The organism is Staphylococcus sp. GDY8P85P (genome assembly GCF_017892405.1).
Taxonomy (GTDB): Bacteria; Bacillota; Bacilli; order Staphylococcales; family Staphylococcaceae; genus Staphylococcus; species Staphylococcus borealis.
Genome location: NZ_JAESLA010000022.1, coordinates 1 through 10,397, shown reverse-complemented (window position 1 = coordinate 10,397; position 10,397 = coordinate 1). Strand labels below are relative to the sequence as shown.

Annotated in this window: 15 protein-coding genes; 5 read left to right on the top strand and 10 right to left on the bottom strand. The window is 31.0% G+C overall.

Annotation, left to right across the window (positions count from 1 at the left end):
* The first annotated feature begins 488 nt into the window (after positions 1–488).
* The gene (locus KA828_RS05440; protein ID WP_210125669.1) at positions 489–1,466 is read left to right on the top strand and encodes a hypothetical protein; all 978 of its coding nucleotides are present in this window, start codon (positions 489–491) and stop codon (positions 1,464–1,466) included.
* An 855-nt stretch (positions 1,467–2,321) separates the two neighbouring features.
* Here the strand turns inward: KA828_RS05440 and KA828_RS05435 are convergent.
* The 5 genes from KA828_RS05435 to KA828_RS05415 form a co-directional block, all read right to left on the bottom strand.
* Entirely contained in the window at positions 2,322–2,498 is a 177-nt protein-coding gene (locus tag KA828_RS05435) for a hypothetical protein (RefSeq protein WP_174841502.1), read from the bottom strand.
* A gap of 215 nt (positions 2,499–2,713) precedes the next feature.
* A complete protein-coding gene (locus KA828_RS05430; RefSeq protein WP_210125667.1) occupies positions 2,714–3,454 on the bottom strand; it encodes a hypothetical protein in 741 nt (246 codons plus the stop codon).
* Positions 3,455–3,581: 127 nt separating this feature from the next.
* The gene (locus tag KA828_RS05425) at positions 3,582–3,806 is read right to left on the bottom strand and encodes a hypothetical protein (protein ID WP_053029879.1); all 225 of its coding nucleotides are present in this window, start codon (positions 3,804–3,806) and stop codon (positions 3,582–3,584) included.
* Positions 3,807–3,866: 60 nt separating this feature from the next.
* Complete coding sequence (locus KA828_RS05420; RefSeq protein WP_053029878.1) at positions 3,867–4,154, bottom strand: hypothetical protein; 288 nt, start codon at positions 4,152–4,154, stop codon at positions 3,867–3,869.
* 87 nt (positions 4,155–4,241) lie between these two features.
* The gene (locus KA828_RS05415; protein WP_210125665.1) at positions 4,242–4,988 is read right to left on the bottom strand and encodes a poly-gamma-glutamate hydrolase family protein; all 747 of its coding nucleotides are present in this window, start codon (positions 4,986–4,988) and stop codon (positions 4,242–4,244) included.
* Positions 4,989–5,119: 131 nt separating this feature from the next.
* On the opposite strand from KA828_RS05415, the gene KA828_RS05410 reads away from it, so the two are divergent.
* Positions 5,120–5,734: a GNAT family N-acetyltransferase gene (locus tag KA828_RS05410; protein ID WP_210125662.1), complete on the top strand. Its 615-nt coding sequence runs from the start codon at positions 5,120–5,122 to the stop codon at positions 5,732–5,734.
* 238 nt (positions 5,735–5,972) lie between these two features.
* Here KA828_RS05410 and KA828_RS05405 read toward each other — a convergent pair whose 3' ends face one another.
* Positions 5,973–6,701: a hypothetical protein gene (locus KA828_RS05405; protein ID WP_210125660.1), complete on the bottom strand. Its 729-nt coding sequence runs from the start codon at positions 6,699–6,701 to the stop codon at positions 5,973–5,975.
* 169 nt (positions 6,702–6,870) lie between these two features.
* Between KA828_RS05405 and KA828_RS05400 the strand changes: the two genes are divergently transcribed.
* Positions 6,871–7,107, top strand: coding sequence for a hypothetical protein (locus tag KA828_RS05400; RefSeq protein ID WP_070855152.1), 237 nt, complete (start codon positions 6,871–6,873; stop codon positions 7,105–7,107).
* 117 nt (positions 7,108–7,224) lie between these two features.
* On the opposite strand, the gene lnsA is transcribed toward KA828_RS05400, so the two are convergent.
* The 3 genes from lnsA to tsaA form a co-directional block, all read right to left on the bottom strand.
* The gene (gene lnsA, locus KA828_RS05395) at positions 7,225–7,806 is read right to left on the bottom strand and encodes a lipoprotein N-acylation protein LnsA (protein ID WP_210125658.1); all 582 of its coding nucleotides are present in this window, start codon (positions 7,804–7,806) and stop codon (positions 7,225–7,227) included.
* Between the two features lie 114 nt (positions 7,807–7,920).
* A complete protein-coding gene (gene tsaT / locus KA828_RS05390) occupies positions 7,921–8,109 on the bottom strand; it encodes a type II toxin-antitoxin system toxin TsaT (protein WP_210125656.1) in 189 nt (62 codons plus the stop codon).
* 23 nt (positions 8,110–8,132) lie between these two features.
* Positions 8,133–8,390, bottom strand: coding sequence for a type II toxin-antitoxin system antitoxin TsaA (gene tsaA / locus KA828_RS05385; protein ID WP_210125654.1), 258 nt, complete (start codon positions 8,388–8,390; stop codon positions 8,133–8,135).
* A gap of 550 nt (positions 8,391–8,940) precedes the next feature.
* Between tsaA and KA828_RS05380 the strand changes: the two genes are divergently transcribed.
* Positions 8,941–9,144, top strand: coding sequence for a sterile alpha motif-like domain-containing protein (locus KA828_RS05380; RefSeq protein WP_053029867.1), 204 nt, complete (start codon positions 8,941–8,943; stop codon positions 9,142–9,144).
* Here KA828_RS05380 and KA828_RS05375 read toward each other — a convergent pair.
* Positions 9,136–9,378, bottom strand: a complete 243-nt coding sequence (locus tag KA828_RS05375) for a hypothetical protein (RefSeq protein ID WP_053029866.1) — start codon at positions 9,376–9,378, stop codon at positions 9,136–9,138. The two genes, KA828_RS05380 and KA828_RS05375, sit on opposite strands and share 9 nt — an antisense overlap.
* Positions 9,379–9,604: 226 nt before the next feature.
* Here KA828_RS05375 and KA828_RS05370 point away from each other — a divergent pair, with 226 nt between their 5' ends.
* Positions 9,605–10,213: a histidine phosphatase family protein gene (locus tag KA828_RS05370; protein WP_210125652.1), complete on the top strand. Its 609-nt coding sequence runs from the start codon at positions 9,605–9,607 to the stop codon at positions 10,211–10,213.
* Positions 10,214–10,397: the final 184 nt, after the last annotated feature.

Here is a 10,397-nt window from a genome sequence, read left to right as displayed (position 1 = left end):
TGTTGGGGCCCCGACTCCCAACTTGCTTAGCTTGTAGAATTTTTTAGTGAAATTCTCTTTGTTGGGGCCCCGCCCGCAAGGATGACTAGAACTGAGAAAAGCTTGAATTAAGCGCCTTCTCAGTTCAGTCAGCTACTGCGAATTTGCAAAATAGCTGCATTATATTATTTATGTCCCGGACTCTTTTTGTTTTGTATTTAAACGTTTCTAGGTTAGAATATATAAATGTTGTATTTATTATATAAAATTATTATAATATAATTAAGTCAACGACTATGCGTGGACTTTAAAAAACAAAATCATGTACAGTAGTAGCCGTCTGCTATGAGACTAGGCATTATAATTGAATATCATAGTGTTGATAAAGAGATATGATTAATGAGTGATTAGTCATATCTCTTTTTTACATATGCAAATATACAAATCAAACCATCACACTAATGTGTAATGAACTAAAGTTAACCCTTATAAGTAGAAGAGGTGGTTATTTGAGATATGTGAATAACGAGAAACATAGACATGCTTTAATCAGTCAATTAACTGAGAACCAAAGAGAAATACTGTTTAAGTATTATAAATACAGAAAAAAGAATATATTAATCAATGATATGTATCGCTATTCAGAAGAGTGGGAACTTATCGACTTTAAAGTAAATGAAAATTACCGAACGAGTTGTAATGATACGCCGTTATATTGTGAATGTGGAAAAGAATTAAAGTATCAATATATACTTCGATCAAAGTCAAAAGACACAATTATGAAACTTGGGATTGAACATTTTAAAGAACATAGTGGCATTCCAAATCGTATTGCGTATCAGGTTAGAAAGAATATATTTTTGTTAGATGATTGGTTGGATGATGTACTCTTAAATCATGAGAAATTAATGAATGATTCAGAGTATCATTGTAAAGTGATAAACATGTATAAAGAGTGGACTACAATCTCTGAGTTAGATGTGAAAGAATTTAATGCGAATTCATCAAAGCCTATTACGAGTAAGAATATTGACTTAATTAATGATTTTAAAAAGTATAGTATGGCTTTGCCCACTAACATCGAACAGAAAGTCTTTGCTTTGATTGATTATTTTCATAGAAAGAAATATCTTGCGTATATAGAAGAACTAGAACGAGAAAGACGTATTCAAAGAGAAAAAGAACAGGAAGCATTGAGAAAAGAGCGAGAGTTAAAACGACAGCAATTATTAAAAGAGGCTGAAGCACGTAATAGTCAAAAAAGAAAAATTATGGCAAAAGAAAAGGCAGATAAGATGTTAATTGCTGAATGTAGAGTAAAAATAACAAAGTTATTAGAAGTGCAAAATGTGATTGATATCACTACAATTTATAATGAATGTAAAATAGAGATAGACGAATTATTAAAATCGCATGTTAATACAAAGATTGTAAATGATATCGTAAATTCTATTAATAGATACACGATGTATACTGTGAAGTTCTAAAACAATAAGCTATTTAAAGCGTGGACTAAGCGTTTTTGATAAGCAACATAGTCATATCCAAAATATATTGAATGAGCGCAACTAAATTATATTATATTTATTAGTCTTGAAATGTTTAATAAAAATGTTATAATATAAATGTCAACGACAATGCGTGGACGTTATAAACCGAAATACATTGCATAGCTAAGAATAAGTTTTAAATAACTTAGGAAAGAGAGTAAGTAGGACTTGTTCTCTTTTTAGTCAACGGTCGTGCGTGGACTTTAAAACAATTACATTGATTATCGGATTTGAAATGCAAATTTCAATAAATGTAGACGAAGCGTTAGAACGAAAGGTTCTAACGCTTTTTAAAGATTCTTCAACATAAATAATATGATAATGCTATTTGGAAAATTTGCAGTAGCTGACTGAATTGATAAGATACTTAAATTAAGCTTTTCTCAGTAAAGTCGGTCCTCAGCAAAGAGAATTTCATAAAGAAATTCTACAAGCAAAGCAAGCTGGGGTTAAAAAGTATTTAAAATTTTGCACCACGCTTCAATGATGTTACATCCAATTTCGATGTGGTATATATATAGTAAGCAGACTAAAGTCAGCATGATGAACTAAGACAATTCGTTAGTAAAGGAGCTGTTGAAATATGGAATTATTAACGAAAGCGATTAGTTTTATGATGTCATCTCTTTCTACATGGCTAGGAAGTAAAGATTTATTAAAAGATGTCGGAAAATTATTTGATAAAGATCACAATTGAAAGTAAGTCAACGTATCGTTTTAGGCATATGTAAAAACAAAAAAACTAGCATTTACGTGTTTCATTTATTGAAACAGTAAATGCTAGTTTTGCTATTAGTTATCGTTAATTTTTTTACCATCTGTACGATCTGATTCGCCTTTGTCTTTATGCGCGTTAGGATTGTCTTTTTTGTCAGAACTTTTCTTAACATTGTCTACTGGGTCATCATTATTACCGCATGCCCCTAATAATAAAAAACTTGAAAGCAGTACAAAAGCTACTTTTTTCATATGTGTCACCCTTTGTTTAATTATATTTAATATCTAATTGATATAAATAATATTAATATAAGTATGTCACACTTTTCTAAAAATTCAACAGTTAATAATAATTTATAAATTCAATTAAATCGAATAAATGAGATAAGCTACGTCATTGTTATCTCATTCACTGAGTGACAAGGCTAGTTACAGTGAATATAGAAAACACACTATTTCACTGTTAATTAATTTGTACTATTAACTGTCTCATTAGTATTACTTTCTGCTGATGTATCATTACTTCTAAACTGTCCATTTGCACTATCTTCAGAATAACTTTGGACCTGATTATCATCTGCTTGATTTTCAGCATTTGACTGGTCTTCAGCACTTGAGTTGTTGTCTGTAGTAGCATTCTCGTTTGAACCGCTATGATCGCCATTATTAGTGTTGTTATTTATATTTCTGCCATTTTGATTATAAGATTGGTTTGAGTTGTTTGATTGATTAGAATTTTGATTATTGACTGCATTGTTTTGTGTAGTTCCTTGTTGTGTAGAAGGTGTTTCATTAGTTGATTGTTCAGCGGTTGGTTGTTCTTGTTGTGTGTCTTGCTGTTCTTGAGTATTTGTTTCATTATTAGCTGATGTTTCTTCAGAGCGATTTTGTTCTTCTTGAGTAACATTACTATCATCTTTATCGTTATTATTATCTTTTTTGTCTTTGCTTTGTTTATCCTTATCTTTATCTTTTTCTTTAGACGATTTATCCTCTTTAGATTGTGTTGCATGATTTTCAGATGGATTGTTACTTTCAATCATTTTATGAATGCCTAAAGCAAGCATGCTAAGTAAAATAATCGTAATAGCCATTGCGAAATATTTTAAATAGTTTTTATTTTTAAAAACTGCCACAATAGCGAATAAAATTAAAATAATCGCTATGATTAATAATACCGTGCCTGTATAGAACAACAGTTTCTCCATAGGCTACCTCCATTTAATTTACATTATTAATTGTATTGTACTACACATATTATAAAATACATATTACCTTGTAATTAACATCTAATTACTATTTGAAAACAGTAGTGTAAAGGCTTCATGTACCACACTAATTGACTCTATCGTAAATGTTAATCTCCTCATTCTCTTTGCTGACAGAAACATATAGTTTTTCATCATTAAGTTGTGTTTCATTCGATGTTTGATTTAAGTCGATTTCTGCTAATATTCTAAATGCACCATTATGATAAGGTTCAACTATAGAGATTTCATTTTCATATGCTTGAACCATTAATTGTCTATGTGATTGATTATTAATTTTCCAGTTAGTCATATATTCACCTTTTTCATAAAAATAAAACTACGTTAGTCATACTCTAACGTAGCGGTTTAATTATTTAAAACTTTGTTCTATCTCCGTGAAAGCTTTGTTAGTAATCGTAATATCGTCAATTCTATCTGCTGTTAGTTGTCCATCTAGATAACCATGATCAATGAGTACTTTACAATTCTCTAAAAAATCATCATATTCACGATCACAGAAATAATCGTCTTGTGTTTTTATACTATTACCAAAATAATTTGCTTCATTTTCTGACTGACCTTCATTAGAACGTTCCATATATAATTTATAAAATTTCGCTATTGTATATTTTTGTTCTTGAGTTAATGTTTCTAACATAACACGTTCCCCCTCACTATAGTACTTTATACCCAATTTAAATAGGGGTGAAAACGTAGTGAGGGTAGCTTAGCATCTGAGAATAGATTATTGAGCGTTTTTGATGCCTTGATTAACTGCTTTGGCAAATTTGTAGAACGTACGGGTATAGTTGTCTGGATTCGATCTTGTTTGTTGATCCAGTTGTTTATCTTTAAAAAACAGTGCACGTTGTCCGGTTGTTAATTCAAGTTGTACGCCGGTATCATTGTCATTTCTATTAATGATATTGGAGGATGATGTTGCCTCAACACCTTTAGGACTCTTTTGAACTGTGAAACCTTTACGTTTTAATGATTTTGTTATTGATTTGGCTAATTGTTTATCTTTGCCGCCAACGTAAACAATTGGATCTTCACCTGCATAGCCATGAATGGATATAGTCTCTTCGGAGTGGTCCAACATTTTTAAGAGGGTTGGTTCATCAAATACAGTTGAAGTAATATGCAAACGTTCATTATGTTTAGGCATTAATCCTTCAAAAGTATAAAAATCATACTTACCTAGATTGGCCACACGACGAGCGAGTTCAGTCGTACCTGGTTCAATACCGCCGCCGTGAATGGCCGTAACAAGGATGTGATTATCTTTGCGGTTTTTTGTTTTAACACGCCAGTCTTTACCTTCTGTTGTATCATCTTTTAATTCTTGAAAATTTGAATAATAATCTAGTGAGCGATTTTGTTTTTCTTCACGCGTTTTATAAAGTATAAATGCAATCGCTATAATAGCAATAATTAAGACAGTAACAAATAAATAATATACTTTTGAATACCAGTTTTTTCTTTTTCTCATACGACCTTCCTTTTTAAATGAAATAATAAAATGTGTAAATTAACTTTTATATTATAAATTATATTACTCATAAGCTCAAATATTGTTTAATTTTAAAAAATAAGTAAATAGTTAAATAAGGAGGAATAACATTGACTAAATTAACTATTCAATCAGCACAACCGCATCATCAAGAAGGGGGACAATTAATATATGCGGCAATAGACGACATGGCCCCGATTATACTAGGTAAATCTAAAGATAAAGAAATTGTTGAAGACTTGCAACGATTATGGCAAAATCATGCGAATCGATTTAGTCATGATATGTCATTTGTGGCTTTAGAAGGTGACCAAGTTCTTGGTGCGATCACGTGCAGTCCTTTAAAACAAATTGATGAGGCGTTGATACCAACCGTGCTTCAAATTATTTCAATGAATAAAATTAAACCCTTCAAGTCTATCATCACACACCCCAAATCGTTTTATTCACTTGTTACGATGGATGAAGGCAACGAAGATGAATATCATATTAGTATGCTAGCGACGATGCCTAATGCCAGAGGGAAAGGTGTCGGTCAACAACTTATAAATGTTGCAGAACAAAAAGCTAAAGCATCAGGATTTAGTAAACTATCGTTAACAGTAGTGAAAGATAATAAAGCAGCATTGAAATTGTATCAAAAAATGGGATTTGAAATTGTTGGAGAAATTAATCATAAACCATACTATCTTTATAAAATGAGAAAAGAAATAAATAAAGCATAACATCATCGGGTGCGGGGGAGGAATAAAGTAAATGCTTTATCCGTACTCAGCTTGCTTAACTTGTAGAATTTCTTAGTGAAATGCCTCGCCGTCAAGGATGACTAGGATTGAATAATGCTTGATTTAAGCGCATTTTCAAATCAATCAGTGATTGCCAAGATAACAAGGAAGCTGAAACATTTTATGATGTCCCAGCCTCATGTTAACTACTCTCTATGTCTATTCAACTCAATTTTTACTAATTACGCTTGTACTTATCATATTTACCGTTAGCTATATCTTGTTCGCGTTGTTGAATTGTTTCATATACTTCATCAGCATCATCACCATCATAATAACCTTCTTCAATGGCGTGTTTTGTTTGAAGTTCTCCTGAAGATAAGCCACCGTTATATTTCTTTCTCAAAGCGTCAACATACTCATCCTCATTAGTGGCAGCATTGATTTCTGCATTAGGATCATCTATATCATCTGTCTCAGAAGTTTGGTTTGATTGATCATAAATTGATTTTTCTTGTCCACGTTCAACGCGTAATGAGCTTTCGTATGCAGCGCTTGCAGGACCTTCCATCACATTACCTTGAGGAATGACGCCATTAGCTACCGCGCTATTATATGCAGCAATTTTTTCTATTTCAGTATAGTTATTACTATAAATCACTGTTTCTAATGTTGCTCGATCAGTTATATTTTGAACATCAATTTGCTTAGTGTCTTGGGACACTGAGTCTTGTTTATTAGACGAGTGGTCGTCATTACTTTGTTGCGTGGATGGATGATCGCTTTGCGCATCTTTGTTTGATGATTTAGCACTAGACTGTTGATTGTCTTTCTCTTTATCATTATCTTTGTTATCTTGAGATGTTGTCTTAGACTTAGAATGATCGTTTTCCTTGTCTTGGTTTGAAAAGCTACAGCCTGCTAATAGAACTAGGCTTAATAATAATGTAAATAAAACTTTTTTCAATATAGTCACTCCTAAATTTAATATATTATTATTTTATAATGAAATAGATATTGAATGTTTTTATTTTTTGAAAATATTTTCAAAAACAAATTTACATAAAACATACAGTAACTTCATTGATATTTTACAAAATAATGGTAAATATGAAGTGAATAGGATGTGAGATAACATGAATAAAAAATTATTAAAAAGGTACTTTGATAACAATGATTTTAAAGCCATTGCGATTGTGGTAGGTACTAAAAAAATGGTGATGGAAAATGATATTCATTTAGATTATGAAAATGAAATTATTATCTATCCGCTAAAAAATTGTACACGTATTATCCCGTTTAGTTCTATTTCGTATATTGATTTATTAGAAGAAAACGAGCATTTCATTAATTATTTCAAAGAAACAGTATAATCCAAAAAGCCTGAGACAACAATCGATGTCTCAGGCTACAACTATATGTTAGCAGTAGTACAACGAAATAAAATTTGAAAAAATTTTATTTCTGTCACACTCCCTTGCGATATCTATTTAGTATTGTTTAACTAATTGGAGTTGGTAATCATCGGTGAAGTTGTCTACTAGGGCATAAGGGGAAATGATAAGTAATCCATGTTCATTAATAGCATTTTTACTTACACCATATTTGTATGCCTGATAAATAATTTTAGTGCAGTATGTAAATCTTTCGCTCTTAAGATTTAAAGTGACTAAATAGGTTTTATCTGTATCTTTATAGTGCATTTCAGCCCACTTGGCAGCTTTCTCTCCAGCACCTGGCATAGTACAACGATAAATTTTAATCCAATCATCCTTTCCTTCACCAAATCGTTGTTTGAAAGAATGAAAGGATTCAGTAATGGGTTCATCACCTGGACCTTCTATTTGTAAAACAGTATCATGATCTAATGCAATACTTGAATGTCCAAAGAATCCAAATAAAACTGGCCCCTTAGTAAGTATGATATCACCTGGCTGTAAATCAAAATCATCTTCGGTTGGAGAGAGTACTTTTGTATCATCTGTATGCGCGATTGCATGCGTCGAATAAGGTAGAAAAGTAATTAATATTACTAATTGTATTTTTATAAATGAAGAAATTAGACATTTCATTTTTGTACTCCTTAGTAATTATTAAATATTTATGAATATTGCATATAGATAATAATAAAAAAGGCGTGCGACAATGAATGTAATAAGATTCCTGTCACACTCCCTAATTCACCGCTATAATATACCGAATATGAATACATAGATTAATAATGCAAATCCGAAAATATAAAATATGACGGTAAAGCCTAAGTATGATTCTTTGCGTTCTTCTTTTTTAGATTTAAGTAATAAGCCCAATATAATTGAGGATGCTACTACGAAAATGATCCCGAGCCATAATAATATGGTTAAATGCAAACTCATGTGTAAGCCTCCTAAATATTAATTTAAAAAAATGTATATACCATAGGATAAATGTAGTATAGAAGCATAACAATATTAATTAGAAAAATCACTTCGCTAACTATGTTCTTACAAATAAGGGCAGTGCTCAAACTTAATATAATGGTAATGCCACTAACCGTAAGTCCTGGAATTAGCCAAAAGAAATCATCTAAATCTGGATTATAGGTGACAACGATATTAAAGCCCAGAAATAAAAGTGTCATAAAAATATTTATCCAAAAAATTTTATTATTATTCATGGGTGTCACCTCTTTATAATTCGTTAAACTTACTAACATCATATCATTTATTTTATACCGGTAACACGAGTTAATCAAAGTAATTAAATGTTTTTATCTTAATATTGAAATTTGGTAAAAATTTAGTTGCTTATATTTGGAAAGTAAGCAATAATGAATATCAAACTAATATGACACCATTTGTAAATACAAAAAGCCAACCGCTATAAAGCAACGGTTGACATCATATCTCTTATTAAATTAAAAATTGAGTTGAATAGTTATTTTCAATTTCATGTATGCTGCACAATTAAATAAACGTACCTCGAATGATTCACTTAATTGTAACAATTACAACAAGATACCATTAAATAAATGATAAATTTAGTGATTATTTATTGGGTTAATGATTTAATAATCTTAAACAGTATATTAAATGTAAGACATTATATACTACAAATAAGCAAAATAAATGCTAATTACATATTAAAGTTGAGTTATATTATATGTTTAGACAAAATTAATAATGAAATATTCAAAGAAAGCATAATTAAACTGAGGAGGGGGAACTATGACATTTTATGATTTTGTAATTGGGTTTATTAACGATGATACGCCTCTTGGAAGTTTAGCTCAGTATATCGAGAATGACGGTGAGTTTCCGAAACATGAACGAAATAATCAAGTCATTAGAGCGTACGTTATGTCAAACTACGTCGATCACCAACTTATTGAAAGTACAAATAGAGCAATAAGTTTATATAAATTAATTTGAGTGAGCGTAATACCAATTTTGCGTGTTTAACGCATTCCACACATCTTTAGTTTTAAAGTTAATTTCATTATTTTTTATTGAAAAAGGTTCAATAATATTTCTGTCCATCCAAGAATTAATTAATTCTTGAGGAACACCATCTAATAACATGTCTGTTTTGCTTATGATTAAACATTCCCAATCTAACGAGAGCTTATTTGGATTAACATAATTATATTCATTATGATTACTCATCAATGACACTCCTTTTAGAATTGTGAATCTTATAATAATTTATACCCATCATGACGGTATTCAAACCACTTTATAAATTTTTTCGATGTTCTTATTTTTGAAAATTAAAAAATTAATGTATACTATTACTCGAAAATTCAATTGTGCTTAAGCATTAGTAGTAACTAGTAACACTATCGATAAAAGTGAATGATTAGAAGCAAAATTTACGTTTGAGGTGTATATAATGGTAAAAACACTCTATTTAATGAGACATGGACAAACAATGTTTAATCTAAGAGGCAAGGTGCAAGGGGCAAGTGACTCTCCTCTAACAAATTTAGGCATCGCTCAAGCTAAACAAGCAGGTCAATATTTTGAGGCACATCACATTTCATTTGGAAATTTATATTCATCAAGTTCGGAACGTGCATGTGATACGTTAGAATGTGTTGTACCTGATCAAGACTATAAGCGCCTAAAGGGACTTAAAGAATGGCATTTTGGGATTTTAGAAGGGGAAAGTAATGATTTATTAAATTCAAATTATGATGTCGAAGATGCATTTGGAGACCGTTTGGTTGTGTTTGACGGAGAATCTAAGGAAGAAGTTGAGGCGCGTTTTATCGGCACTTTAACCGAAATTATGCGTACCACAGACAGTGATACTAATTTAGTTGTCAGTCATGGAACGACACTTGATGTTTTTTTAAGAAAAGTTATTGGAGATGCAGCAGCAACGCAATACTTTATTGGAAATTGTCATATTTTAAAATTTACATATGACAATAACGCATTTCAATTTATAGAAAAAATTGATCCAGAAAATGGTGATATTTCTAAACATGAAAATTAAATGGGTTCATGAAGGGAGTGGGACAGAATTCTTTTGAATTCGTCGTCCCACCCCCGCAAGGATGACTAGAACTGAGAAAAGCTTGATTTAAGCGCCTTCTCAGTTCAGTCAGCTACTGCGAATTTGCTAAATAGCATTATTATATTACTTATGTCCCACTCCCTTCCTACGATTAGTCAAGTAC

What these genes read in the sequence shown, in the direction of transcription:
- KA828_RS05435 (WP_174841502.1), bottom strand. Translation starts at nt 2,498, where the DNA reads ATGAAAAAAGTAGCTTTTGTACTGCTTTCAAGTTTTTTATTATTAGGG.
- KA828_RS05430 (WP_210125667.1), bottom strand. Translation starts at nt 3,454, where the DNA reads ATGGAGAAACTGTTGTTCTATACAGGCACGGTATTATTAATCATAGCG.
- KA828_RS05425 (WP_053029879.1), bottom strand. Translation starts at nt 3,806, where the DNA reads ATGACTAACTGGAAAATTAATAATCAATCACATAGACAATTAATGGTT.
- KA828_RS05420 (WP_053029878.1), bottom strand. Translation starts at nt 4,154, where the DNA reads ATGTTAGAAACATTAACTCAAGAACAAAAATATACAATAGCGAAATTT.
- KA828_RS05415 (WP_210125665.1), bottom strand. Translation starts at nt 4,988, where the DNA reads ATGAGAAAAAGAAAAAACTGGTATTCAAAAGTATATTATTTATTTGTT.
- KA828_RS05400 (WP_070855152.1), top strand. Translation starts at nt 6,871, where the DNA reads ATGAATAAAAAATTATTAAAAAGGTACTTTGATAACAATGATTTTAAA.
- lnsA (WP_210125658.1), bottom strand. Translation starts at nt 7,806, where the DNA reads ATGAAATGTCTAATTTCTTCATTTATAAAAATACAATTAGTAATATTA.
- tsaT (WP_210125656.1), bottom strand. Translation starts at nt 8,109, where the DNA reads ATGAGTTTGCATTTAACCATATTATTATGGCTCGGGATCATTTTCGTA.
- tsaA (WP_210125654.1), bottom strand. Translation starts at nt 8,390, where the DNA reads ATGAATAATAATAAAATTTTTTGGATAAATATTTTTATGACACTTTTA.
- KA828_RS05380 (WP_053029867.1), top strand. Translation starts at nt 8,941, where the DNA reads ATGACATTTTATGATTTTGTAATTGGGTTTATTAACGATGATACGCCT.
- KA828_RS05375 (WP_053029866.1), bottom strand. Translation starts at nt 9,378, where the DNA reads ATGAGTAATCATAATGAATATAATTATGTTAATCCAAATAAGCTCTCG.
- KA828_RS05370 (WP_210125652.1), top strand. Translation starts at nt 9,605, where the DNA reads ATGGTAAAAACACTCTATTTAATGAGACATGGACAAACAATGTTTAAT.